Origin of the sequence: Veillonella parvula, from assembly GCF_032577575.1 — a bacterium.
In the GTDB taxonomy this organism is placed as follows: Bacteria; Bacillota; Negativicutes; order Veillonellales; family Veillonellaceae; genus Veillonella.
This window is the reverse complement of record NZ_JAWFVO010000001.1, coordinates 336,618-361,340: the sequence shown is the minus strand read 5'-3', so window position 1 is coordinate 361,340 and position 24,723 is coordinate 336,618. Positions and strand designations below refer to the sequence as shown.

At 35.3% G+C, this 24,723-nt stretch carries 25 protein-coding genes and 1 riboswitch; of the genes, 18 read left to right on the top strand and 7 right to left on the bottom strand.

What is annotated here, in order from left to right; translation table 11 throughout:
* The first annotated feature begins 82 nt into the window (after positions 1-82).
* Together E7K77_RS01750 and E7K77_RS01745 are read left to right on the top strand one after the other, a co-directional pair.
* The gene (locus E7K77_RS01750; protein WP_316597678.1) at positions 83-292 is read left to right on the top strand and encodes a hypothetical protein; all 210 of its coding nucleotides are present in this window, start codon (positions 83-85) and stop codon (positions 290-292) included.
* Between the two features lie 45 nt (positions 293-337).
* Positions 338-796: a hypothetical protein gene (locus E7K77_RS01745; RefSeq protein WP_316597677.1), complete on the top strand. Its 459-nt coding sequence runs from the start codon at positions 338-340 to the stop codon at positions 794-796.
* Positions 797-892: 96 nt separating this feature from the next.
* On the opposite strand, the gene poxB is transcribed toward E7K77_RS01745, so the two are convergent.
* Positions 893-2,635, bottom strand: coding sequence for a ubiquinone-dependent pyruvate dehydrogenase (gene poxB / locus E7K77_RS01740; RefSeq protein ID WP_325306017.1), 1,743 nt, complete (start codon positions 2,633-2,635; stop codon positions 893-895).
* Between the two features lie 293 nt (positions 2,636-2,928).
* Positions 2,929-3,044, top strand: a riboswitch (FMN riboswitch).
* A 67-nt stretch (positions 3,045-3,111) separates the two neighbouring features.
* Here poxB and ribD point away from each other — a divergent pair.
* The 10 genes from ribD to E7K77_RS01690 all read left to right on the top strand — a co-directional run bounded on the left by ribD (position 3,112) and on the right by E7K77_RS01690 (position 13,408).
* Positions 3,112-4,326, top strand: a complete 1,215-nt coding sequence (gene ribD / locus E7K77_RS01735; RefSeq protein ID WP_325306015.1) for a bifunctional diaminohydroxyphosphoribosylaminopyrimidine deaminase/5-amino-6-(5-phosphoribosylamino)uracil reductase RibD — start codon at positions 3,112-3,114, stop codon at positions 4,324-4,326.
* On the top strand, positions 4,307-4,963 hold the full coding sequence (locus tag E7K77_RS01730; protein WP_316104719.1) for a riboflavin synthase: 657 nt from the start codon (positions 4,307-4,309) through the stop codon (positions 4,961-4,963). The genes ribD and E7K77_RS01730 overlap by 20 nt, the downstream gene beginning before the upstream one ends.
* Before the next feature lie 18 nt (positions 4,964-4,981).
* On the top strand, positions 4,982-6,184 hold the full coding sequence (locus E7K77_RS01725) for a bifunctional 3,4-dihydroxy-2-butanone-4-phosphate synthase/GTP cyclohydrolase II (RefSeq protein ID WP_316061183.1): 1,203 nt from the start codon (positions 4,982-4,984) through the stop codon (positions 6,182-6,184).
* Positions 6,185-6,260: 76 nt separating this feature from the next.
* Positions 6,261-6,722 carry a 6,7-dimethyl-8-ribityllumazine synthase gene (gene ribH, locus E7K77_RS01720; RefSeq protein ID WP_101928287.1) on the top strand — a complete coding sequence of 154 codons (462 nt, stop codon included), beginning with the start codon at positions 6,261-6,263 and terminating at the stop codon, positions 6,720-6,722.
* A gap of 198 nt (positions 6,723-6,920) precedes the next feature.
* Complete coding sequence (hslO, locus tag E7K77_RS01715; protein ID WP_012864385.1) at positions 6,921-7,799, top strand: Hsp33 family molecular chaperone HslO; 879 nt, start codon at positions 6,921-6,923, stop codon at positions 7,797-7,799.
* A gap of 109 nt (positions 7,800-7,908) precedes the next feature.
* Entirely contained in the window at positions 7,909-8,703 is a 795-nt protein-coding gene (mtnP, locus tag E7K77_RS01710) for an S-methyl-5'-thioadenosine phosphorylase (protein ID WP_316104721.1), read from the top strand.
* Between the two features lie 42 nt (positions 8,704-8,745).
* Positions 8,746-9,810 carry an S-methyl-5-thioribose-1-phosphate isomerase gene (mtnA, locus tag E7K77_RS01705; RefSeq protein WP_315306874.1) on the top strand — a complete coding sequence of 355 codons (1,065 nt, stop codon included), beginning with the start codon at positions 8,746-8,748 and terminating at the stop codon, positions 9,808-9,810.
* 175 nt (positions 9,811-9,985) lie between these two features.
* Complete coding sequence (locus tag E7K77_RS01700) at positions 9,986-11,230, top strand: adenosylhomocysteinase (RefSeq protein ID WP_004695862.1); 1,245 nt, start codon at positions 9,986-9,988, stop codon at positions 11,228-11,230.
* 118 nt (positions 11,231-11,348) lie between these two features.
* Positions 11,349-12,638: an amidohydrolase gene (locus tag E7K77_RS01695; protein ID WP_325306009.1), complete on the top strand. Its 1,290-nt coding sequence runs from the start codon at positions 11,349-11,351 to the stop codon at positions 12,636-12,638.
* Between the two features lie 107 nt (positions 12,639-12,745).
* Positions 12,746-13,408 carry a hypothetical protein gene (locus E7K77_RS01690; RefSeq protein WP_287528572.1) on the top strand — a complete coding sequence of 221 codons (663 nt, stop codon included), beginning with the start codon at positions 12,746-12,748 and terminating at the stop codon, positions 13,406-13,408.
* Positions 13,409-13,518: 110 nt separating this feature from the next.
* Here the strand turns inward: E7K77_RS01690 and E7K77_RS01685 are convergent, their stop codons facing one another.
* Complete coding sequence (locus tag E7K77_RS01685) at positions 13,519-14,268, bottom strand: class I SAM-dependent methyltransferase (RefSeq protein ID WP_287520444.1); 750 nt, start codon at positions 14,266-14,268, stop codon at positions 13,519-13,521.
* Between the two features lie 147 nt (positions 14,269-14,415).
* Between E7K77_RS01685 and E7K77_RS01680 the strand changes: the two genes are divergently transcribed.
* The 3 genes from E7K77_RS01680 to E7K77_RS01670 all read left to right on the top strand — a co-directional run bounded on the left by E7K77_RS01680 (position 14,416) and on the right by E7K77_RS01670 (position 17,159).
* Positions 14,416-15,366 (top strand): DUF1848 domain-containing protein, encoded by a 951-nt coding sequence (locus E7K77_RS01680; RefSeq protein ID WP_325306004.1) that lies wholly within the window; start codon positions 14,416-14,418, stop codon positions 15,364-15,366.
* A 139-nt stretch (positions 15,367-15,505) separates the two neighbouring features.
* Positions 15,506-16,414, top strand: a complete 909-nt coding sequence (locus E7K77_RS01675; protein ID WP_278456879.1) for an HAD family hydrolase — start codon at positions 15,506-15,508, stop codon at positions 16,412-16,414.
* 1 nt (position 16,415) lies between these two features.
* The gene (locus E7K77_RS01670; RefSeq protein ID WP_156697547.1) at positions 16,416-17,159 is read left to right on the top strand and encodes a DUF4241 domain-containing protein; all 744 of its coding nucleotides are present in this window, start codon (positions 16,416-16,418) and stop codon (positions 17,157-17,159) included.
* Positions 17,160-17,264: 105 nt separating this feature from the next.
* On the opposite strand, the gene E7K77_RS01665 is transcribed toward E7K77_RS01670, so the two are convergent.
* Complete coding sequence (locus E7K77_RS01665; RefSeq protein ID WP_004695850.1) at positions 17,265-17,414, bottom strand: hypothetical protein; 150 nt, start codon at positions 17,412-17,414, stop codon at positions 17,265-17,267.
* Between the two features lie 337 nt (positions 17,415-17,751).
* On the opposite strand from E7K77_RS01665, the gene E7K77_RS01660 reads away from it, so the two are divergent.
* The gene (locus tag E7K77_RS01660) at positions 17,752-18,927 is read left to right on the top strand and encodes a hypothetical protein (RefSeq protein WP_325305999.1); all 1,176 of its coding nucleotides are present in this window, start codon (positions 17,752-17,754) and stop codon (positions 18,925-18,927) included.
* 172 nt (positions 18,928-19,099) lie between these two features.
* On the opposite strand, the gene E7K77_RS01655 is transcribed toward E7K77_RS01660, so the two are convergent.
* Both E7K77_RS01655 and E7K77_RS01650 read right to left on the bottom strand, forming a co-directional pair.
* Positions 19,100-19,717 carry a phosphatase PAP2 family protein gene (locus tag E7K77_RS01655; protein WP_004695848.1) on the bottom strand — a complete coding sequence of 206 codons (618 nt, stop codon included), beginning with the start codon at positions 19,715-19,717 and terminating at the stop codon, positions 19,100-19,102.
* A gap of 190 nt (positions 19,718-19,907) precedes the next feature.
* Positions 19,908-21,254 (bottom strand): VanW family protein, encoded by a 1,347-nt coding sequence (locus E7K77_RS01650; RefSeq protein ID WP_004695846.1) that lies wholly within the window; start codon positions 21,252-21,254, stop codon positions 19,908-19,910.
* 106 nt (positions 21,255-21,360) lie between these two features.
* Between E7K77_RS01650 and E7K77_RS01645 the strand changes: the two genes are divergently transcribed.
* On the top strand, positions 21,361-22,371 hold the full coding sequence (locus E7K77_RS01645) for a site-specific integrase (RefSeq protein ID WP_215675643.1): 1,011 nt from the start codon (positions 21,361-21,363) through the stop codon (positions 22,369-22,371).
* Positions 22,372-22,494: 123 nt separating this feature from the next.
* Here the strand turns inward: E7K77_RS01645 and E7K77_RS01640 are convergent, their stop codons facing one another.
* Positions 22,495-22,803 (bottom strand): LysM peptidoglycan-binding domain-containing protein, encoded by a 309-nt coding sequence (locus E7K77_RS01640; protein ID WP_215675645.1) that lies wholly within the window; start codon positions 22,801-22,803, stop codon positions 22,495-22,497.
* A 254-nt stretch (positions 22,804-23,057) separates the two neighbouring features.
* Between E7K77_RS01640 and lexA the strand changes: the two genes are divergently transcribed.
* Positions 23,058-23,729, top strand: coding sequence for a transcriptional repressor LexA (gene lexA, locus E7K77_RS01635; RefSeq protein ID WP_012864371.1), 672 nt, complete (start codon positions 23,058-23,060; stop codon positions 23,727-23,729).
* A gap of 57 nt (positions 23,730-23,786) precedes the next feature.
* Here lexA and E7K77_RS01630 read toward each other — a convergent pair whose 3' ends face one another.
* Entirely contained in the window at positions 23,787-24,722 is a 936-nt protein-coding gene (locus E7K77_RS01630) for a bile acid:sodium symporter family protein (RefSeq protein ID WP_101928275.1), read from the bottom strand.
* Position 24,723: the final 1 nt, after the last annotated feature.

Here is a 24,723-nt window from a genome sequence, read left to right as displayed (position 1 = left end):
AAAAAGGTATATAGTGCTTATTTTTATATATTTTGCTACAATACAAGTAATATATGTCTTTGATACTAGGGAGTGTTGGAATATGATAAAACAACTTCAAAATCAAGCTGATGAGATAGAACTTTGGGAGATTGAACTTGAAGATACTATTGAATTAGAAGAATCAGATATTCCAGGTGTATACATTAACGAATTCATGGAATATGTAGATGAAGAGGGGAATGTACTATCTCCATCAGAGGTCGATGCGATACGGTATAAAGACGATTACGAGGACGATTATTATAGATAGAAATAGTTAATGTGTTATATGTATATTGAATCGAGTTGGTGAATTATGAGAGTTCCAATATATGAAGCTTTAGCACACTATAAAAAGAATGAAGAGCTACCTTATACAGAATATTTTGGATTAGGATTTTTTTCTGATATATCATTAGCTGAAGAGGCTCTAGTTGAATCTAAAATATTGTCTGGATTTTCTAAGTTAAATGATGATTCCTTTTCCATAAAAACTCACTATTTAAATGATTGTTCTCATATAAGTAATCAAGTTAGTTATGAAATAATAAATAATAAAATTTATGGTGTTTGGTATGATTACGATATAAATCCATATTATTCCAGTTCTGGATACATAGGTTTATTTAGCACTTTAGAATATGCAGAGAAAGCATTAAAGTGGTATAAGACCTGGGATATATTTAAAGTATATGGTTTAGATTGTTTAGGAATTTATACAATTACTCTCAATTTAAGGGGCTGGACTGAAGGTTTTATAACAGTATATGATTAAAATTATGCAATAAAAAAGGTATCATCGAATGATGACACCTCTTTTTGAAAGTTTTGCAGTTTATTTATTTTGGCAGATTTTGTAAATTTTGCAATATTAGTATAAGGATTTATATTTCATCCAGTTTGTTTTGGCCATTTCTTTAAGTTCTGTACCACGGCCATCAAGGATTGCATTGATTAAATATTTGCTAAAGCCTTTAGCTTGTTGATATGCAATTTTAGGAGGCATAGCAAGTTCTTGTTTATCTACGCGAACGTTAACGATGACTGGGCCATTATGGTTAAGGGCTTCCATGATTTTTTCATCAACTTCGCTAGAGTTATGAATACTCACACCTTTGATACCAGCAGCTTCAGCAAGTTTACCGAAATCTGGATTTACAAAGTCTGTAGCGTAGTCTAGATAGCCGGAAGCCTTCATTTCCATAGCGATAAAGCTAAGTTCTTCGTTATTGAATACAAAGATTTTAACAGGTAAGTTAAGTTGTTTTAATGTTAACATTTCGCCCATCATCATTGTAAAGCCACCATCACCAGAGAGGGAGATGACTTGACGATTTGGACAAGCATTTTGAGCGCCAATAGCATGCATCATAGCATTAGCCATGGAGCCGTGGCTAAAGGATCCTAAAATACGGCGTTTACCATTTGTTTTTAGATGGCGAGCAGTCCAAATAACCGGAGTTCCTACGTCAAAGGTAAAGATCGCGTCTTCTGCTGCTAGTTTATTGAGGCGATTTACGAAGTATTGAGGGTGAATTGCTACACCATCTGGCTCGGCAACGGCATAACTATCTAAATCACCTCTAAATTTAGTGTACGCTTTACGCACTGTGTCGATAAATTCAGTATCACCACGTTGGCCTACAAGAGGTAATAATTCTTTTAACGTATCTTTTACAGTACCAATGATACCTTGTGTAAGCGGTACGCGACGACCTAAAGCGCTAGGATCTCTATCTACTTGTATTACTTTCGCATTTTCTGGATAAAATGGACGGTAAGGGAAGTCTGTACCAAGCATTACCAATATATCACATTGTTCAATAGCACGGTAGCCAGATGTATAGCCTAATAGGCCAGTCATACCTACATCATATGGATTATCCCATTCAACCCATTCTTTACCTCTGAAAGCATGTACAACCGGTGCTTGCAAGCGTTTTGCTAATTCTACCACTTCGTCATGGGCACCTTCACAGCCGGCACCACAGAATAGGGTAATACGTTTGCCTGTTTCTAAATGAGCAGCCATTTCTTCAATATCTTCTCGTTGTGGAACGATATGAGGTAAACGAGGTGGGGTCCATACAGGTAATTCGTCAATTTCCATTTCCATAACGGCAACGTCCCCAGGAAGAACGATAACTGCAACATCTTGGTTACCAACAGCAGCGTTCATAGCACGGAATAGAATTTCCGGCATTTGTTTAGGATTGGATACAAGTTCGCAGAAACAAGAACATTCTTTGAATAGATTTTCTGGATGTGTTTCTTGGAAATAGTTCAAACCTACTTCAGATTGAGGAATGTGAGAAGCAATGGCCAATACTGGAACACGATTGCGATGACAGTCGAAGAGACCATTAATCAAGTGTAAGTTGCCAGGACCAGAGCTACCAGCACATACAGTTAGTTTATGAGTTAGGGATGCTTCTGCACCGGCAGCAAAGGCTGCTGTTTCTTCATGTCGTACATGTTCAAAAGCAATTTTACCATTGCGGCGTAAACTATCATTTACAGAGTTTAGACTATCTCCAGTGATACCGTAAATGCGTTCGATGCCCGCATTGGCTAAGACTTCTATAAGTACATCAGAAATTCGTTTTTTTGCCATATTATCACCTATATTTAATAATTACTATCATTAAAATATGGTTATTCAAACCATATATATTATATTAGACTTGTTTAACTTGTAATTATGTGATAAAAGTTACTATTTACTGTATACATAGTTTATATATGTTTATATTAAAAGTAAATATATATTATTATTTATATTGTTCTAGTATTTGTGTTCTAAAAATTATATTTTAATTAAATTATTTAATATTCTTTCTCAATACAAAACTATTATTCTTGCATAACATTAATAAAAGTGTTACTATTAATTCATAAACAAAATAGATAAGTCTTTGGGGATAGGTGAAATTCCTTACCGGCGGTAAAGTCCGCGAACCTTTTTGGTATGAATCGGTGCAATTCCGATACCGACAGTAGAGTCTGGATGAGAAAAGACGAGGCACGTTTGTTGTGCGCATTTATGATGACCCAAGGACTATGTAATAGTCCTTTTTTTATTGAGGTGATATGGTGGATGACGTAGTATATATGAAGCGCGCCATTGAACTGGCAAAATTAGCCACAGGTCACACCTCACCAAATCCTTTGGTTGGTGCTGTTGTGGTAAAAGATAATACAATAATCGGTGAAGGTTATCACCATAAAGCTGGTACAGCTCATGCTGAGGTGCATGCACTAAATCAAGCAGGTGATAATGCCAAAGGTGCTACTTTATACGTAACATTAGAGCCATGTTCCCATTATGGAAAAACACCACCTTGTGCGATTCGTATCATTGAGGCTGGTATAGCTAAAGTAATAGTAGGTAGTACGGATCCAAATCCACTAGTTTCTGGAAAAGGAATGGAGTTACTTCGTGAAGCAGGTATTGAGGTTGTTTGCCCCGTATGTAGTGATGAATGTGCTGAACTAAATGAGCATTTCTTTACCTATATACAGACAGGTAAGCCTTTTGTCACTATAAAAAGTGCTATGTCACTAGATGGGAAAATTGCTACATCTACTGGACAATCTCAATGGATTACAAATGAGTCCTCTCGTCGCGATGGACATGTGTTTCGTGCCACGCATGATGCCATGCTCGTTGGAATTGGTACAATTCTGGCAGATAATCCACAGTTAAATTGTCGTTTAACGGATAGTGAATTATCAGATGCTTTATTAGATAAAAGCATACTTGATGAACCGATTACGATTCATCAACCAGATGTAATTATCTTGGATAGTCTTGGTAGAACACCTACTACTAGTCGCGTCTTTGAAATAAATAATCGCAAGATTCATATATTCGTATCTAAAGGTTGTCCTAAGGATCGGATACAAGTATTAGAACAAGTTGGTGCTCAAGTAACCGTAGTAGAATCTATTTCTACTCGTAAAAGCAAGAGCACAGACATTGTGATTGATATTAAGAAATTATCTATCGATGATATTCTTACAAAACTAGGTGAACTAGGTTACACATCTATTCTTGTTGAAGGTGGATCTGCAATTATCAGTTCCTTTGTGGAAACGAAGAACTTTGATAAGGTCGTAACATATATTGGAAATACCATTATTGGTGGTAACGATGCAACACCAGCTGTAGGAGGTCGAGGTTTTGAAAGTTTAAAGGCTTCACCACAACTAACTTTCACCAAGATTAAAGTATTAGATAATAACATTCGCATTGAAGCGTATCGTCAAGGAAGGAGGGGCGCTTATGTTCACGGGAATCGTTGAAGAAATTGGCCGCGTCGAGAACATTAAAAAGGGCCCTAAATCCTTAACCATAACAATTCGAGGAGAAAAAATTTTTAGCGATTTAAAAGTTGGTGATTCCGTAGCTGTTAATGGGGTGTGCTTGACGGCCACAACGATTGGCAATAGTATATTTACAGCGGATGTGATGCCAGAATCCATTAAGATGACTACGTTTACTAATTTGAAAGTCCATCAACCAGTCAACTTAGAGCGAGCTATGCTTGCTAATGGTAGATTTGGTGGTCACATTGTGGCAGGCCATGTAGATGGTACAGGCCGCATCATTAATCGCGAACAAACGGATAATGCCATTATCTTTACTGTAGAGGCCCCGAAATCGGTAATAGATTACGTTATTTATAAGGGTTCCATTACAATCGATGGTATTAGCCTCACAATTATGCGACGAACGGACAGCAGTTTTTCCGTATCTATCATTCCTCATACGCTGAGCGAAACAATTTTAGGCTCTGCCCATATTGGTACGGAAGTTAATTTAGAAACGGATATAGCTGGTCGATACATTCGTCATTTTATGAATCTCGGTAGTGAACCTACTGAGGATAAAACAAAGAAATCTATGCAATCCCTCTTAGTAGAGAATGGATTTATGTAATAAGTAAGGAGCGTTCCTATGAGCGAACAATTACATTCTATTGAAGAGGTCTTACAAGACCTCAAAGCAGGTAAGCCTGTTATTATTGTTGATGATGAAAGCCGTGAAAACGAAGGCGATCTTATCATTGCAGCTGAGTTTGTTACACAAGAAAATATTAATTTTATGGTTAAATACGCGCGCGGTATCGTATGTACCCCAATGCGTCGTGAAGCGTTAGAAAAGCTTGGCATTCCTGCCATGGTTGCCAAAAATACAGATAACCATGAAACTGCTTTCACAGTTACTGTTGACCATGTAGATACTACAACAGGCGTTTCTCCAGCAGAGCGTGCCTATACAATTCAAAAATTGTTAGATCCAACTGCAAAACCTCAAGATTTCCGCCGTCCAGGTCATGTGTTCCCACTTGTCTATAAAGAGGGAGGCGTATTGGTACGACAAGGTCATACGGAGGCATCTATCGATCTTTGCCGCTTGGCAGGTCTACAAGAGGTAGCTGTTATTTGTGAGATTACTAAAGACAATGGCGATATGGCCCGTTTGCCAGATCTTATGAAATTTGCTAAGGAGCATGACTTGAAAATTGCTTCTGTAGCAGAACTTATAGAATATCGTAAACAACATGAAGATATGGTTGAGCTTGGTGCTTGTTCTAAGTTGCCTACTAAATTTGGTGATTTTAATATCTTTGTATTTAAAAATGAATTAGATCATAAAGAGCATTTAGCTATCGTAAAGGGCAATGTTCAAGATTGTAGCGATGTGCTTGTACGTATTCATTCTGAATGTTTAACAGGCGATGTATTTGGTTCTAAGCGCTGTGATTGTGGCGAACAATTAGACAATGCGTTGCGCGCTATTGAAAAAGAAGGCAAAGGCGTTGTTGTATATATGCGACAAGAGGGCCGAGGTATTGGGCTGACTAATAAAATTAAAGCCTATGCATTACAAGAACAAGGCCTTGATACAGTAGAGGCGAATGAGCAATTAGGTTTCCCTGCAGATATGCGTGAATATTCTTTGGCGGCACAAATTATACGCTTTTTAGGTATTAATAGTATTCGCTTATTAACTAACAATCCAGAAAAACGTCATGGCTTAGAACATTGGGGAATTAATGTGACTAGTCGTGTACCACTTATTATTGCAGCAAATAAATTTAATGCAGGCTATTTGAAAACAAAAGAAGAAAAAATGGGTCATATGTTAGAAGACTAATAATGGTCTATCTTCAATTTAGAATGTTTTTATCACACATAGAAAATCTATGTACGGATTATAGGAGGTCATCATAATGGTAGTTCAAGAAGGTAATTTGTTAGGTTCTGGTAAGAAATTTGCTATTATTGGTTCTCGTTTTAATGAATTCATCACGTCGAAATTAATTGGTGGAGCAGAAGACTGCTTATTGCGTCATGACGTTAAACAAGAGGACATTACAGTAATCTGGGTTCCCGGTGCTTATGAAATTCCATTGATTGCTAAAAAAGCTGCCTTATCTGGTCGTTATGATGCAGTTATTTGTGTAGGTGCAGTTATTCGTGGTTCTACTACTCATTATGATTATGTATGTAATGAAGTAGCAAAAGGCATTGCCCACGTTTCATTAGAAACTGGTATTCCAGTTATGTTTGGTGTAGTGACTACTGAAAACATCGAGCAAGCTATCGAACGCGCTGGTACAAAAGCGGGTAATAAAGGTTATGATTGTGCTATGGGTGCAATCGAAATGGTTAACCTTATCGATCAAATCTAAGAACTGTATATATAACACTCAGTATCTCATGGTACTGGGTGTTTTTATATCATCGAAAATATGTTCTTTTAACTTTAAATCAGACTAGACGAACATATATTCTTTATTATTGAAAGTTAAATATTTGACATGATATACTATATAAGCAATATAAATATAATATCTTATATAAAATAAGTAGAAATAAGGAATGATAGAATGGATTATATAAAACGTTTTACAACCCGAGAAGGGGTTCGTATGTCTTTAGCTGTAACAACCGATACAGTTGAAACAGCTCGTGTACGTCATGATTTATGGCCTGTAGCAACAGCTGCTTTAGGTCGTGCTATGACGGGAGCTATTTTATTGGCTGGTGATTTTAAAAACCATGAAAACGTAAGTCTTCGTATCAAAGGTGATGGTCCACTAGGTGTAGTTCATGTAGATGCATTCTCTGATAATACGGTTCGAGGCTATGTAGACGAGCCACATGTAGATGTACCTTTAAAGCATGCTGGTAAGCTTGATGTTGGTGCTGCCGTAGGTCATAATGGGGAAGTACAAGTTACACGATTTACACAATTGGCGCAAGACTATACTTCTACAAGCCCGATTCAAAGTGGTGAAGTAGCAGAGGATTTGGCATATTATTTATATGCATCTGAACAAGTACCGTCAACGATTAGTTTAGGTGTATTAGTAGATCCAGATTACCATACAGTTGTAGCTGGAGGTTTTATCGTACAAGCCTTACCGGATGCTACAGATGAAGCATTAGCACAAGTAGAAAAGAATATTAATGAACTTGGTCCTATTACAGAATATTTGAAAGCAAATCCAGATGGTAAAGGTCTTATGGAACGCGTTCTCGATGGTTTAACTGTGAATCAAGTATATAATGAACCAATTCATTTCCAATGTCGTTGTGGTCGTGATCGCTTTGCCAGTGTGCTAATGACATTACGTGAAGAAGATAAGAATGCTATTTTGGAAGATGACGTAACAGAGCTTGTTTGCCATTATTGTAATGAAAAATATCATTTCACACGTGAAGAGTTACAAAATATGTTCACTTCAAAAGGTCCAATTCAATAAAAACTTTATAATATGTAGAAAAAATACAGGCTACTAGGTTTTTCCTATAGCCTGTTTTTCTATTCTATGAGAAAATAAAAGATAGAGTTATTAATAATAGGAGGTCACAATGAGTGCAATTGGCGTAATTGGTGGTACTGGTGTTTATGATCCGTCCATCTTTGAAAATATTCATGAAGAATCCTTAATGACACCATATGGTGAAATAGATTATGTACAAGGTACATACCATGGGAAAACTGTAATTTTTGTAGCTCGTCACGGCAAAGATCATACAATTCCTCCACACAAAATTAACTATCGTGCTAATATTTGGGGCCTCAAAAAACTAGGCGTTACATTTATTATCTCCACGACAGCAGTAGGTTCTTTAAATGAGAACTTTAAGCCAGGTCATTTTGTGTTGACTGACCAATTCTTAGATTTCACAAAGACCCGCATCACTACGTTTTATGAAGGCGGGGACCGTCCAGTGGCACATCTTGATGTAACAAATCCATACTGCCCTGAATTACGTAATATTCTTCAAAAGGTAGGTACGGAACAAGGCCTTACGATACACAATGGCGGTACCTATGTATGTACTGAAGGACCTCGTTTTGAGACTCCTGCAGAAATCAAAATGTTCCACATGCTCGGTGGCGATACAGTAGGTATGACTAATGTACCAGAAGTAAACCTTGCTAATGAAGCTGAAATGGCATATGCTACGATTTCTATGATTACCAACTATGCAGCAGGTATTTCTGAATCTGCTTTGACACATGCGGAAGTTGTAGAAATGATGGGCAATATGGCGGCCCAACTAAAATCTCTTATCTTAGGTGCTATTGATGCAATCGATGTGGATGCTCGTTATGATGCTCATAATCGCATGCATGAATATGGTGGTTTTAAACTATAATCAACTCATAATGATACACAATAGTTCATCGAAGGAGAAGTTATGATTAATATTGAATGGCGTAAAGATACGCTGGTACTATTAGATCAAACTAAATTGCCTACTGAAATTACATACGTTCACTGTACAGATTGGCGCCAAGTGGCCGAAGCTATTAAAATGCTTCGCGTTCGTGGTGCACCTGCTATTGGTGTAGCTGCTAGTTATGGTCTCATTTTAGCTGCTATGGAAACAGGACGTTTAGAGGCGCCATTTAGTGAACAACTTACAAGCTTATATGAGTTTAGTGAGACCTTAAAAGAAACTCGCCCTACAGCAATCAATTTAGCTTGGGCTGTAGATCGTGTCATTTCTCTTGTGAAAACTAATGTTGACAGTATGTCCTCAATGAGTGAAGTAGTAGACCTCATTACAAAAGAGGCTATTATCATTCACGAAGAAGATGTGTCTTTGAATAGACGTATGGCCGAAGCAGGGGCTACATTATTTGAAGATAAAAAGAATATTCGCATCTTAACTCATTGTAATGCTGGTGCACTAGCTACAGGTGGTTTAGGTACAGCTCTTGGTGTTGTCCGTAAATTACATGAAAATGGACAATTGGAACGCGTGTATGCTGATGAAACACGTCCATTATTACAAGGTGCTCGACTTACAGCCTTTGAACTTCACGAGGATGGTATTCCTATTACTCTTGAAACAGATAATATGGCAGCCTATGCGATGCAACATGGGTTAATTGATGCCGTTATCGTCGGTGCTGACCGCATCACTACAAAAGGGGATGTAGCCAATAAAATTGGTACCTATGGTGTGGCTGTACTAGCTAAATTCCACAATATTCCGTTCTATGTAGCCGCTCCTTATAGTACATTTGACTTTAGTCTGGAAAATGGTGGAGATATTCCTATTGAGATGCGCAACGATGATGAAGTAACTGCTTTACACGGTGTTCAAACAGCCCCTAGTGGTATTGATGTACTTAATCCTGCATTTGATGTAACACCTCATGAACTTGTAACAGCGATTATCACCGAAGAGGGAGTATTGACTCCAAATTATGAAGAGTCAATCGATAAGCTACGCCAGATTGTAGAATCTAAATAGTCTATTATCTTAATGATTAGCTTATTAAGCATTCTATATATAATAAATATATTATCTATATAATTAAGTATCTACAATGATATTAACAAAATTATATAGTATCAATAAATCTAAGTAGATTTACTATCAACTATTTATTTTATTGTATCTACTTGTATGAGTAAAAGGAGATATTATGCAATCTTTAATTAGAGACATAAATTTAGCAACAGAAGGTCGCAAAAAAATTGATTGGGTTTCTAACTTTATGCCTACATTAAACACATTAGGTGACCGTTTTGAAGCAGAACAAACTTTCAAAGGCCAAACAATTGTTGTTAGTGTCCACTTGGAAGCAAAAACAGCATACCTCGCGACTGTTTTAAAACGCGGTGGTGCAGATGTAATTGTAACGGGCTCCAATCCGTTGTCTACACAAGACGATGTAGCTGCAGGTCTTGTAGATATGGGCATTACTGTATATGCTTGGTACGATTGTACTGATGAAGAATATTTTAACTTCCTCCATAAAGCACTTGATCACAAACCACATATTATCATCGATGATGGTGGTGATTTAGTAAATCTATTGCATACTACACGTCAAGATGCAAAAGAACGTTTGTTAGGGGGGAGTGAAGAAACTACAACAGGTGTACATCGTTTATATGCATTAGAGAATGCTAAACAATTAACATTCCCTATGATTGCAGTAAACGACTCTTACTGTAAATATCTTTTTGATAATCGCTATGGTACAGGTCAGTCCGTTTGGGACGGCATCATGCGTACTACAAACTTGACTGTAACAGGTAAAAACGTTGTCGTTGCTGGTTACGGTTGGTGCGGTAAAGGCGTTGCTATGCGAGCAAAAGGCCTTGGTGCCCACGTATATGTAACTGAAGTAGATCCAATTAAAGCAGTTGAGGCTGTATTTGATGGCTTTAAAGTATTGCCTATGATTGAAGCTGCTAAAGTGGGCGATATCTTCTGTACTGTAACAGGTTGTAAAGATGTTATCGTAAAAGAACATTACGAAGTGATGAAAGATAAAGCTATCTTGTGTAATGCTGGTCACTTTGATTGCGAAGTGAACGTTTCTGATCTTACTGAACTTGCTGTAAGCCACGAACGGGTTCGCCAAAACATCGAAGGCTATACTATGTCTGATGGTCGTAAACTCTATGTATTGGCTGAAGGCCGTCTAGTAAACCTTGCAGCTGGCGATGGTCACCCTGCAGAAATTATGGACTTGTCCTTTGCTATGCAAGCCCTTGCTGCAGAGTATATTTTGAAAAACGGTAAAGAAATGGATCCAAAAGTATACGTATTGCCTCATGAATTAGATGTGGAAATCGCCAAACTTAAGTTGAACTCGATGGGGTATGATTTAGATTCTTTAACACAAGAACAAATCGATTACCTAACAAAAGTAAACTAATACTGTATTGAAATATAATGGTTTCTGTAATACATTTTGTATCTAAACTATACTAGCTTTCAAATTAAACAAATATAACCGAGCTATCATGGCTCGGTTATACCTATGAGGGAAGACTATGTCTGATTTATTGATTACTCATGTAGACGTCCTCACCGATGAGGGGGTTCTTAAAAATCATGCCATTGAAATTAATAATGGTTATATTACAGCTATTTTAAACGATATTGAAGCTGAAAAGGTAAAAGACTCTGCTAAGGAAGTACTAGACGGTAAAGGTCAATTGGCTACGCCAGGTCTTGTAAATACACATACTCATATTGCGATGGGTCTATTTAGAAACTATGCAGATGATCTTGAGCTTATGGAATGGCTTGAAACGGCTATTTGGCCAACAGAAGCAAAATTAAATGACGATTATGTACGGTACGGCACACAACTCGGTATTGCTGAAATGTTGCGCACTGGTACCACTACATTTAGCGACATGTATTTCTTTATGAATACTACTGCTGAGGTGGTAAAAGAAACAGGTATTCGCGCTGTATTGTCACGTGGCTTAGCCGGTGTATCCCCAACAGCAGATCAAGCATTAGTTGAAAATGCTGACTTATTCCGCACTTGGAACGGCTTTGATAATGACCGCATCAAAGTATTGCTTGGACCACATGCACCATATACTTGCCCTGATGATTATATGGAAAAGGTGATTGCCTTATCTCATGAATTAAATTGTGGTATTCATATGCACTTGTCCGAAACAAAAGGAGAAGTGGAGAATGTTATGAAAGCTACTGGTAAGACACCAATTGCGCATATGCATGATTTAGGTTTATTCTGGAATACTACCTTAGCCGCACACTGCGTTCATGTAACAGATGAAGATATGGCTATTATGGCTGGAAATAATGTAGCGGTAGCGCATAACCCACAATCTAATTTAAAATTAGCTAGCGGTATTGCACCAGTACCTGAAATGATTGCCAAAGGTATTACGGTTGGTCTTGGTACAGATGGCTCCGCTTCTAATAATAATGCTGATATGCTTGAAGAAGTACGTCTTGCAGCAACATTACATAAAGCACGTCTTTATGATCCAAAGGCTATTCCTGCTCAAGCAGCATGGAACATGGGCACTGTAGAAGGTGCAAAGGCGTTGGGATATACAGATCTTGGAGTACTAGCTAAAGGCTATCGTGCAGATATTGTGTTATATGACGTATCTGGTATGCACTGGATGCCTCGTTACAATGATTTAGCAGCTCTTGTATACTCTGCTAATAGCTCCGATGTAAATACTACAATCGTAGGCGGTAAAGTTCTTATGAAAGACAAAGAATTGCTTACTATTGATGAAGAAAAACTTCGCGCAGAAATCACTAAGGCTCAAGCGTATTTCAGTAACTAATATATTAGAAAAAAACTATATCTGTAATTGATTAACTTCTTGTTGTCTATTGTAGTACTATTTAGGTTTGTATTTATATAATATAAGTTTGTATACGAGGTACTGCTATGCTAAAAAGAATACTTCAATACCTTTCACTCTGTATCGTGCTAGTTAGTTTATTTATATTAGCTGGTTGTAGTAGTAATAGTGCGTCTTCTCAGTCTAAAGGACCTGAAGGGGAATGGATTGCTTACTCAGGCTATACCGTTCAAAATGTAGTGAGTGCTGTAGACACACCAATTTTTATCCTTAATGTAAAGGCTCGTAACGATAGTAAGACGATTTATACAGCAGATATGAAAGCCTATAACTATCAATATACAACACCTGAAAAGAGACCTGTTATTGAATCTACCCAAATGGTAGGGGATATAAAGGAAGCTCGTCTAAATTATATTACGGCCCTTACACTTGTAATGAGTGCTAATGATATAGTAGGTAATTCAGAGAGCTCAAATCCAAATACAATCAAGATGGATATTAGGGATATACCAAATACTGATCTTATTTATGATTCAAAAACAGATACTATTAAATTTTCGGATCAAACTTTTAAACGTGTGAGCGATACGAATAATTTACAAACATTGGCTGATGCGTATAAGAAGGATCTTCAAGTAGCCTCTAATAAATATTTAGAAGAGGTTGGTAATGCAGCCAACCCTAAAACAAAATTTATAACAACCTATAGCTTTGATGACTCTATCATCAAAGACAATAAGAAATAATAAATAAAAGAAAACCCACTCATTTTATGATATGTTCCTTTACTAAATAACTAATAAAGGGGTACATATTATATGGAGTGGGTTTATTTTATAATGTTTTACTATAAATACTATTTTATTACTTTCACCAAGAACATTGGTACAGGAATATAAAATTCATCTTCTTCGCTGTAAATACGAGGGCCTACTGTGGGATCAATTGATACAGAGCTAGCACCTAATTTAGTGAGCAGTTCTTTATCCCATTCTGGTCGTGTATAAGAAGAAATCTCGAGCATATGATAAATGGTGTGACATCGTTCTTTTAATTCCTTACTAACATGTTCGTGAGCATGATGAACGGATTGCGGTAAATCATGGTGATTACGAGCATGTTCCGCATCATAATTGAGAATTAAACCACCTGAGCGAATAACGCGTAACCATTCGGCATAGGCTTTATCTGGATGAGGTAAGTTCCACGTCACATTACGAGCTACAACGATATCAAAGGTATTAGTATCAAAGCTAAGATTTTCTGCATCCATTACGGAGAAAGTTGCATCACAATCTAGCGACTGTGCTAGTTGATTCGCTTCATCTATCATATTGGGCGTAATATCAATACCATGCACTGTATGACCTAGTTGAGATAGGATGATGCTGAAAAATCCAGCTCCACAACCAATATCTAATATACGTAAAGATCTATCAGAATCAAATATATGACTTGTTAATTCGTCTATCCATAATTTTAGTTTTGGACTTTCCAATTCTTTAGCGCGTAAAGCACCAAAATCTTTAGCCCGATCTGTCCAATAGGATGTAATAAAGTCTTTATCATCCTTCATAGGGTGATTGCGTTCAAAAATATCGTTCATATTTTACTTCTCCTCATATTCTATAGTATTTATAGTATCATAAAATAATAACGAACTATACAGCAAAAATCACATTAATTCCATAAATACTAACTATGAGGTATGATATAATACTTCTATGTTTTATTTTAAGGAAAGGGCAGGGCTATGATATTACAGACTGGACAACGTACAGATATTCCTGCTTTTTATGGCCAATGGCTAATCAATCGTGTCCGTGAAGGGTTTGTAGATGTTCGTAATCCTTATAATCCTCTACAGGTTCCCCTACAGGTGACACGGTATCCAATTAATCAAGAAGTGGTAGATGGTATTGCATTCTGTACAAAGAATCCTTTACCGTTTATTCCACTACTAAATGAAATTGTTGATTACAGACAATACTGGCATATGACTATAACGCCTTATGGAACTGATATTGAACCCTACGTGCCAACTTATGTGTCTGTTATAGAAGGATTTAAACATATTTCTAAACAGCTTAATTCTCAATCTATGGTGTGGCGCTATGATCCTATCATTTTAACTAATGAATATACCGTTGATTTTCATTGTGAAAGCTTTTACAAAATGGCTCAAGCCCTTAAAGGTTATACAGATACAGTTGTTGTTAGCTTTTTAGATATATTGGATAAGGTGGCTCAGAATTTTCCAGAAGGATATAGACCAAGTTTAGATGTTCAAACTAAGATCATCAAAGAATTTCTATCCATAGCTCGTTCTCATCATATGACTCTCAAAACTTGTGGAGAAGGGTATATCTTTAAAGAACTTGGTGCTGATACAGAGGGGTGCCTTACTTTAGATTGTTATGAAAGGGCCTGGAATATAAAATTAAAAGCACCAAAACGTACGCCAGCGAGACCAGAATGTAATTGTTATTTACATGGTGATATTGGTGCTTACGATAGCTGTAGCCACTTTTGCCGTTATTGTTATGCCAATACTAATCAAGCAGCAGTTCGATATAATCGTTTACATCATGATCTAAATTCTAGCTTACTTATTGGAAGACTTTCAAAAAGAGAAATTATCAAAGAAAGTACGGAGAAGAGCTGGATTGTAGAGGAAACTATAACACAAGATAGCTTATTTTAAGCAAAATTACTAGAAATTACTAAATTAAATGAATTGACTTACCGTGTAAAATAGATACCAAAGGGGTTGTCAAGAAGGAATCTCAGGAATATAAGAGAGTGTAAATGTATTTTTGTTTAGTTTAAAAGGAGGTGCATTTATGATAACGTATAAGAAAGATAGTAAAGATAATTTACAATCATCTGACTCATCTATGCCCGTGTTAGCAATGTGTTACGACTTTGATAAGACATTAACCCCTGACGATATGCAGGCACAAGGTTTCATTCAATCGGTAGGTTATAACGAAGAGCAAATCAAACAATTTTGGCATGAATCAAATCAATTGGCTAAAAAACATGATATGGATAATAACTTAGCCTATATGTACAAAATGATTCAAGAAGCAGTAGGCCATTTCTATGTAACAAAAGATAAGCTCATGGAATACGGCAATCAAGTAGAATTATACGAAGGGGTACGGACTTGGTTTGAACGCATTCGTCAATATGGCTTAGAACAAGGCGTTAAGATTGAACATTATATTATTTCGTCTGGCTTAAAAGAAATGATCGAAGGCACTGAAATGGCAAAAGAGGGGGCTTTCACCAAAATCTATGCCAGTGCATTTATGTTCGACGATAAAGGTGTCGCTGTTTGGCCTGCACAAGCCATTAACTATACGAATAAGACACAATTTTTGTTCCGCATTCAAAAAGGAATTCTCGATATTAATGATACTGGTGTTAATGATTACATCAAGCCTGAAAATCAACGAGTGCCGTTCCGTAACATGATTTATATTGGGGATAGCGATACAGATATTCCTTGTATGAGTCTTGTGAACGCTAATGGGGGTCATTCTATAGGTGTATATGATCCATTTAAGAAAGATAAAGAAAAGGTATATAAGATGATGCGTCATCATCGTATCCGTTATTATGCACCTGCAGACTATACAAATGGTTCTAAACTAGATACATTAGTAAAGCAAATTATACGTAAAACCGCAGCCTACGAAGTATTAGAAGGCGAATATATTCATTGTAAATACGAAGCCGAGGAGTAATATGGAACAATCTAAATTAACTAGCGAATGGATTCAAACCTTTAACCGATTAGGTTCTGAAGGTAAATTAAAACCTACTGTACCATATCACGATTTATTTAACCGAAAAGAGTTAAAAGGATTTCCGTTACACACATTACCTATGTGGACGGTAAATTTTCCAACAGGTTATATTACGTGTTGTGATCCTCTAGTAACATTACCAAGCAAACCAGATACATATCTTAGACAGGTAACACCAGGTACGTATTTGTTAGAGACTAAGATAATCGAAATGGAACCAAATGAATATCGTTATGTAGCTAGTCGAGTTGTTTTTAGTGGCAATGAACCTGTATACTATGAATTAGCATTAAAAGGAACTGAAGACTTAACCGATTTAGATGATGGAGATACCTATATTGGATTTCCTGTAGATTCAGGTTTAGCTACAATTATAGATGCACAAACAATTGAAACATATAATAAGTTTTATGAACAATGGCATATAAACTACCCTGAAAAAAATATCTACGATGACTATTATAGTGATTTATTCCAATTAAATGCTATGGCATATCCACAATACCAACGTTCCAAAGGAGATTGGATTAACTTCACAATTCCTGATACAGAATTGACTGTACCGATGATTCAATCTGGATTTGGCGATGGTTTATATCCAGTATACTGGGCATTTGATAAAGATGGTCAGATCTGCCAAATTATTATGGAATACATTGATTGCAGTGAAGCATATGAATAATATACTGGGTGTAGTTAAGGAACTAATTTTATAAATCAAAAAATATAAAAATAAGACGCTTAGATAACTAAGCGCCTATTAATATGTTCATATTCATCTGAGAAATTAGATACCAAAAACCCAGTTAACTAACACGCGAATAATACTTAAACCAACAACCATTTCAGCAAGAAATCTTAAAGAACTCTCCATGCCATTTCCTAAATGTTTTAAACCGCCAATTTTGGCTTTACTTACAATATCACACCAGCACATAAAATTCCTCCATAAGAGTATGAGTAAATTAGATAATTTATATTACTATTTTACAATCTAATTCTAAAAAATTCAATATAAATTTTATGTAATAATAATACTTTATTGGCATATAGAATAATTAAGAATATGAAAAGTATAGTTTATTTAAAGAATATAAATATGTTAATATGAAATCAACTATTGATGTGTTGTGTAATGGAGTGCTTTATGAGAAAGTTTATATTAAGCTTTGCAATAGCATTGGTTTCATGTAATATAATAGCTGCAAAAGAATATATTACATTAGAATCCCCAAACTGGCAATACCATTGTTGATGAAAAAGGACAATGGATATTGGGCCCATATGATAACTTACATGTGGAGTATATAAAAGGATATAATAATAACTATGTATATGGATCATTTTATGAAAATGGTCAAAAACGATATGTAAATTTAGTTGAACTAGCCTATTTACCAGTAGGGTATGAATATGAGTTCTATTATAAATTTGCTAAAGCTTTCACTAATGGGGGCTTTAAATTATTAAACTTAGATGATACATATGCTATTAATGATGTGATTACTGATTATGATGATTTAAGTGATACTATAATATTAGGTAAAAAAGGAGAATATTGGTATGTATATAATAGAGTAAGCGGCAATCCAATTATTGATAGTCCTATTAGAAGTATCAAAGAGAGTATTACCAAATATTGGTCTAGAAAAGATAAAAAATATCTTTATAAATTATATACTATAGATGATTATACAAAATATCTTACAGAAAATGGTGTTTTACTTAGTGTTGATGAAGCTATAGACCTTATTAACAGAAATGATTATATAGAAATACGTAATAATGATGGTGCGGGAGGTGATTCATATTCTGATGAGAATTTTTATAGTAGAGCTCCATCAGATGTTTATGATTTATTTTCAGAAGTAGATGATAAAGGTAATACTTTATATGGTATGAAGACAAAGGATAATATAATCGTTATTCCTCCTAAATATAAATCTATAAAACATTTAGGTAAAGAGTTTAAGTACTTTGTTGTGACTGATAAAAATAATAGGTATGGTATAGTAGACTCATTAGATCAAACTATAGTTGCTACGAATAACTATTCTTATGAAAGATTAAGTGATCGTAGCTTTATTTTGAAAGATTCATATGGTAATAGTATTTTTAATGCTAGTTCAGGTGTATTTTATGCTGATGTTTTTGATAGTATAGATACATCAAAGCCTAATTATGTATTAAATAAAGTTACTACAGCAACTTATGATAAAATAAAATATGTAATTGATACAAACTCAGGTTATAAATTATTTAAATTACCACATTATGATGACGATATAACATCATTTTATAAAGCTTTATTTGTTTATAAATCTAAAGGGAAATATGGCCTAATGGATTATAACGGTAATATAATTATTGAACCTAAGTTTGATAAAGTTACTATTGATGAACCTGAGTTAGCGGAATATATAAAAGAAATAGATTCATATGATAAATAATTAATTTTTTACTGATTATTTTGATTAACTAAAATAAACTAGCTTATAGACTTATAGGCTAGTTTTTGTTTTGAACACAAATAACTTCCGATAACGATATATTATCGGAAGTAATTTATATAAGAAAATTGGGCCTAAATGGCCCAATCCTTTATTTCATCAAGTTTTTTGCTTATTTACGTTTAAATGTGTATGGTTCGTATTCTACATCATTATGACGGTTAGTCCACCAGTTCCAACCAATTCTTGCTAACTTCCAGGCAATAAATCCTACGATGATCCCTAATACTAAACCTGTTAATACATCTGTTGGATAATGCGCAAATAAGTAAACTCTAGAGAACGCTACTACTATTGAACCTAACAATGCTAAAATCCCTAAATATCGCTTCTGAGGCGCTATTTGAGTTAAGCCTAGGTAAATGGTCATAGATGATGCAAATGAACCAAAACTATGACCTGATGGGAATGAATAGCTTGTAGCTTTTGGTAGTGCAGATTCTAACGGCACCGTTACATTTGGAAAATCAACAAATGGTCTTAATCTCGCTACATTTGGTTTTAAACCTTGGTCGCCAATTATAAATACAAATCCTAAAGCAATAATAATTGCCACGCCTAAAACGCGATATTTTTTTTGTAGCATTAATAATAAGGCTATTATAATCCATAATGCGCCATTACTTGTGATTTTTGAAATAAATGCCATAATTGGTGTTAAAAAACTATATACAAAATGTTCATGTACATAGAAGATTAAAGAGTGATCAAATTGTAAAATTGTGTCCATAAATTCCTCTTCTATTCTACTCTCATCTAAATGATAATTATTGAGAATATCTTATGCTTTTTATTTTAATAATTAATCTATACTAATTTATTTACGTCTATAATGATTTCTCATTTACAGCCCAAATTATAGCCTAAACTATTTATATCTAATGGTCAATAGTTTAGGCTATATTTCATAAAAACTATAATTATGTTTTCTTTTTGTCACCTTTTTTTACTGCTGCTTCAGATGTAGTAGGCATTGTAATAATTGTATCTACTGGGTCATATACAGACTCAAAGGAATCGGTTTGAGTAACCCAGTTGCCATATGTAATGGTTCTATATGTATTCATTTTCAAGCCTACATGTCCTTCTTGTACCTCTTTTTCTTTTAAAGATGGATCTACCTTAGTTATTGTTTTATTAGGAATCTCACTGTAATCGCCTACAGAGATAGATACATTTTTTGGTTTATCTTGAGCTGTACCAATAATATAAATAGTTAAGGTTCCATTATTCATAACGCTTAAGATATAAATAGAATGCTGATATGGATTTCTAAACTTAAAATCTAAATAGCCCCAAGCTACAGTAGCATCTCTGCCAGCTTGAATATATCCAACTGGTTCAAAGTGAGGAGTTCGTTCAACAATATTCATTCCGGATAATAAAGCTGTATTAAAAATAGTAGAACTTACTTGGCAAATACCGCCACCAATGCCAGGAACTAATTTGCCATCAATCATAACAGGTGCATCATCATAGCCAGCTTCTGCAGTACGTTCGCCTACAACATCGTTAAAGGAGAATTGTGCGCCTGGCTTAATGAGTGTACCATTTATCTTATCAGAAGCTAATTGGATATTATGTGTTCTGCTTTCATTACCTGGATTATACTCCGTTGTGAAAGATGCTAATACAGTATTTAAAGGTTTTAGATCAGTATCGGTAACTTTTACTGTATTCTGCGTAGTAAATACCATAGAAAGTGAATTTATACTATCGCCAGATTGTAAATCATCTTTCAGCTTTTTGAGGGTGGCATCGATATCAATACGTTTACCTTCTTTGGCGGGATGTATTACTACTTGTCCATTTTCAACAGTAAGATATGCATCATGACCAGGTGTATCTATTGTTTTTGCTAACTCAGTGAGATATGTTTTCCCCTTTACTTCGTCTAACTTATATTGTGGTTTAAAATGATGACCATAAAATAATCCATTAAATCTATGTGACAGTACTGTCCACATATCATCCTCATAGCCGTATGTGGAAATAGCTTTTACCAAACCCTCTGTATCGAATTGAATGCCTAAATCATGATATGTAGCTTGTTGTTTTTTATTATTTCCCATATCGATAGATATAGTCTGAGGTATCTTATCGTTCAACTCTTGCAAACGCGCTTGTAATTTGTTCTTTGGTGTATTTGATAGATCTGTATCATTATAATATACACCATAAGAAATGTTTTCTGTTGGAATGTATGAGCAGCCAGTTGTACCTAAAAGAACAAGGACTGTTCCTACTAATATATATTTCTTCGTCATGTATTGGTAAATTCTCCCGAATAAGTTATTATATTCTCTAATTATAGCATATATAGATCTAATCTATGGTACAATTATATTGATATTTTAGGGGTAAGGGTGAATTATGTCAAAGTCTAAGAAACAACAAAAACATTTCTATTTGCGCAATAACGATGCGCTTATGAATAGTACAAAGTTGTCTATGAAAGCAAAACAAAGCATATTGTTATCTAAGGCCGAGAATACTCTTGATGCTTACGAATCGGATTGGGACGATTTTGTAGATTGGTGTACCTATCAAAAGGTATCTTATTTTCCAGCTACACCAGAAACAATAGTAAATTATATTAACGATCTAGCAGATTATGCAAAGGCAAATACAATTTCACGTCGTATAAGTGCTATATCTGAAAATTTTAATGCTTCTGGTCAAAGAAATAATCCATGTATGGCACCTATTGTAAAACAGGCCTTACGTGGCATTAGACGGTTAAAAGGAACGTTTCAACAAGGGAAAACACCAGTTTTATTAGAAGATATTGAAGATATTATAGACTGTATGGCTAAGCTAAATGTTCCGGAACTTCAATTATTGCGTGATAAAGCTATTCTTTTGATTGGCTTTATGGGTGCCTTCCGTCGCAGTGAGATTGCGGCTATTACAGTAGAAAATCTTCAATTTTTACCACAAGGTGTTGAAATCTTTGTAGCATCCTCTAAGGCCGACCAAGAAGGTCAAGGTGCCGTGGTAGCTATCCCACATTTATCTGCTTCTCCGTTAGATGCAGTACGAGCCTTACAACAATGGTTACGTGCTTCTGGTATTACTGAGGGACCTGTATTTAGAGGGTTTACAAAAAATATGTCTTTACGTAAAACAGCTATATCCGATAAGATGATTTCAGAAATCGTAAAAAAATATATTTCTCTTATTGGTCTAGATCCGACTATGTATGGCGCCCATAGTTTACGTCATGGCTTTGCAACGACTGCAGCAGCTTATGGTGTTGAAGAACGTAATATTATGCGACAAACACGTCATCATAGTGTAAATATGGTTCGTCGTTATATTAATGAAGCGAATAAGTTTGTAGATAATCCTATCTCTACAATTTTTGAAAAGCGATTTAGATAACAATCATAAATCAGTTGATTTAGACAATAACTATAAATCGTTTAATAACATACATTAGATAACAAAAAGCAGCTATCTCTGTTAGAGTAGCTGCTTTTTTGCGTGGGATTAACCCATATATATTTAGTTTTGAGCCATATAGTCCAAAGCTCTAACTGGACTATCAGATTTATTTGCTGGTACTTTCAAAACGGTACCAGGTACAAGCGCACCAGAATCGCTAATATTGTTGAGTTCCTTCATAGCATATACCATTTCACGAACATCCATATCTTTATGAGCTGTACGTGCTGCAATATCCCACATTGTATCACCTGCTTGAACCTTTACTTCACGTACATTATGTGTATTTACCTCTGTTGTAGGATTTGACATATTATAACCAAATAATACTGTTAAGCACATTCCTACCATCATCAATATATTTTTCATCTCATACCTCACATTTACATCGAACATAATATCTGAGAACATTTGTTTGTTTACATGCTTATAATACCACACGAACGAATGTTCGGTCAAGCGTTTTAGAACAAATGTTTGCAAAAACTTTTAAAATTGCCTATAATAGGTATATAAGTTAAGTAAATATCTTATATTTTTATTATATAGTACGTTATGTGGTAATTTTTACGCATAGATATATTGACATTATTTTGACATTAGATTGACTTTGGAGGTTTATCGTGAGACGCCCTGCTACAGATATTAATACAAAACAGCGCCGTATATTAGACTTTATAAAAGATTCATTACATAATGAATATCGTTGTCCTACAGTTCGTGAAATCTGTACACATGTAGGGCTAAGTTCCACTTCTACTGTTCAATCTCATTTGAATGCGCTAGAAAAATTTGGCTATATTAAGCGTGATCCAAATAAAAATCGTGCTATTACTGTTTTAGAAGATACTAAACCTTCTATTTCAGTAACTGGTAATGAAACGTCTAGCTCTGATAACTTTGAGTTTTTAGGTGCAGGTCTTAAACAAGTACCTCTTATCGGTACTGTACAAGCAGGTATGCCTATTACTGCGGTGGAAAACTTAGAGTCCACGCTTACATTGCCAGTTCAATTAACTGGTGATTCCGATTGTTTCTTACTTCGTGTTCAAGGCGAATCTATGATGAATATCGGTATGTATGAAGGTGATATGCTCATCGTACGCCATCAAAATACAGCAAATAATGGCGATGTAGTTGTAGCACGTATCGATGATGAAGCTACAGTAAAACGTTTTTACAAAGAAAATGGTCACATTCGTTTGCAGCCTGAAAATGATGATTTTGATCCAATTATTGTAGATGATTGTCATATTGAGGGTCTCGTAATCGGTCTTGTGCGAGATAGAATATAAACAAAAAAACGGCAACATATTGTTGCCGTTTTTTTGTTACATATATAAAGTTTATTTTTAATGTAAACTATTTTCTCTCCGTAGAGTAGCAAAAATAGCACCTGATATATTATGCCATACACTAAAAATAGCCCCTACTAGCGTCGCTAATGGATTTAATGCAAAATTTGTTGCTGCCAATGTTACGGCTAAACCACTATTTTGCATTCCTACCTCTATTGCTAGCGCTGTAGTTTTATCATATCTTAATTTAAGCAGTGCTCCTACACCTAAGCCTAGTAGTAGACCTAGTATATTATGTATACCAACAACAATAAGTGTTTCAAGCCCAGAAACGAATAGTTTATCCTTGTTGATAGCAATAATGGCTGCTATTAATAGTATAATAGCAATCATTGAGAAGATCGGACTAATGCTGGTTAAAGTATTAATATGTGATTTACATACATATTGGATTGCTGCGCCTAATAAAATTGGCACAATAATAACTTTTACCATAGTAATCATCATAGGTAGTACTTGAACATCTACCCATGCGCCACCAATATATAAGATTAATAATGGTGTAACTATGGGAGCTATCAATGTTGAAGTAATAGTCATTCCTACAGATAAAGGGACATCACCATTGGCAATATAGGTTATAACATTACTGGCTGTTCCGCCGGGACAACAACCTACTAATATTACACCAATAACAATATCTGGTGATAATGTGAATATATGGCAGATTCCCCAGGCTAATAGAGGCATTATCGTATATTGTGCAAGTACACCAATACAAATATCTTTTGGATGCCTAAGGATACTACATAAGCTTTCAAACTTAATAGTAAGCCCCATTCCAAACATTGCTATACCAAGTAAAAATGGTGTATAAGCGATTGCCCAAGTAAAGTATTCTGGTACTATATAGGCGATACATGAAAAGCCTAGGATTATAAAAATCAAGTATTTGGAAAGAACGTTGTTGAGTGTAAGTAAATGATTCATA

Excerpts from the sequence above, each read along its gene's own strand:
- E7K77_RS01745 (WP_316597677.1), top strand. The coding sequence starts at position 338 with ATGAGAGTTCCAATATATGAAGCTTTAGCACACTATAAAAAGAATGAA.
- E7K77_RS01690 (WP_287528572.1), top strand. The coding sequence starts at position 12,746 with ATGCTAAAAAGAATACTTCAATACCTTTCACTCTGTATCGTGCTAGTT.
- E7K77_RS01645 (WP_215675643.1), top strand. The coding sequence starts at position 21,361 with ATGTCAAAGTCTAAGAAACAACAAAAACATTTCTATTTGCGCAATAAC.
- E7K77_RS01655 (WP_004695848.1), bottom strand. The coding sequence starts at position 19,717 with ATGGACACAATTTTACAATTTGATCACTCTTTAATCTTCTATGTACAT.
- E7K77_RS01630 (WP_101928275.1), bottom strand. The coding sequence starts at position 24,722 with ATGAATCATTTACTTACACTCAACAACGTTCTTTCCAAATACTTGATT.
- E7K77_RS01730 (WP_316104719.1), top strand. The coding sequence starts at position 4,307 with ATGTTCACGGGAATCGTTGAAGAAATTGGCCGCGTCGAGAACATTAAA.
- ribH (WP_101928287.1), top strand. The coding sequence starts at position 6,261 with ATGGTAGTTCAAGAAGGTAATTTGTTAGGTTCTGGTAAGAAATTTGCT.
- E7K77_RS01675 (WP_278456879.1), top strand. The coding sequence starts at position 15,506 with ATGATAACGTATAAGAAAGATAGTAAAGATAATTTACAATCATCTGAC.
- E7K77_RS01725 (WP_316061183.1), top strand. The coding sequence starts at position 4,982 with ATGAGCGAACAATTACATTCTATTGAAGAGGTCTTACAAGACCTCAAA.
- E7K77_RS01650 (WP_004695846.1), bottom strand. The coding sequence starts at position 21,254 with ATGACGAAGAAATATATATTAGTAGGAACAGTCCTTGTTCTTTTAGGT.
- E7K77_RS01640 (WP_215675645.1), bottom strand. The coding sequence starts at position 22,803 with ATGAAAAATATATTGATGATGGTAGGAATGTGCTTAACAGTATTATTT.
- ribD (WP_325306015.1), top strand. The coding sequence starts at position 3,112 with ATGGTGGATGACGTAGTATATATGAAGCGCGCCATTGAACTGGCAAAA.
- E7K77_RS01685 (WP_287520444.1), bottom strand. The coding sequence starts at position 14,268 with ATGAACGATATTTTTGAACGCAATCACCCTATGAAGGATGATAAAGAC.
- E7K77_RS01750 (WP_316597678.1), top strand. The coding sequence starts at position 83 with ATGATAAAACAACTTCAAAATCAAGCTGATGAGATAGAACTTTGGGAG.
- E7K77_RS01665 (WP_004695850.1), bottom strand. The coding sequence starts at position 17,414 with ATGTGCTGGTGTGATATTGTAAGTAAAGCCAAAATTGGCGGTTTAAAA.
- mtnP (WP_316104721.1), top strand. The coding sequence starts at position 7,909 with ATGAGTGCAATTGGCGTAATTGGTGGTACTGGTGTTTATGATCCGTCC.
- mtnA (WP_315306874.1), top strand. The coding sequence starts at position 8,746 with ATGATTAATATTGAATGGCGTAAAGATACGCTGGTACTATTAGATCAA.
- E7K77_RS01700 (WP_004695862.1), top strand. The coding sequence starts at position 9,986 with ATGCAATCTTTAATTAGAGACATAAATTTAGCAACAGAAGGTCGCAAA.
- E7K77_RS01680 (WP_325306004.1), top strand. The coding sequence starts at position 14,416 with ATGATATTACAGACTGGACAACGTACAGATATTCCTGCTTTTTATGGC.
- E7K77_RS01670 (WP_156697547.1), top strand. The coding sequence starts at position 16,416 with ATGGAACAATCTAAATTAACTAGCGAATGGATTCAAACCTTTAACCGA.
- poxB (WP_325306017.1), bottom strand. The coding sequence starts at position 2,635 with ATGGCAAAAAAACGAATTTCTGATGTACTTATAGAAGTCTTAGCCAAT.
- E7K77_RS01695 (WP_325306009.1), top strand. The coding sequence starts at position 11,349 with ATGTCTGATTTATTGATTACTCATGTAGACGTCCTCACCGATGAGGGG.
- hslO (WP_012864385.1), top strand. The coding sequence starts at position 6,921 with ATGGATTATATAAAACGTTTTACAACCCGAGAAGGGGTTCGTATGTCT.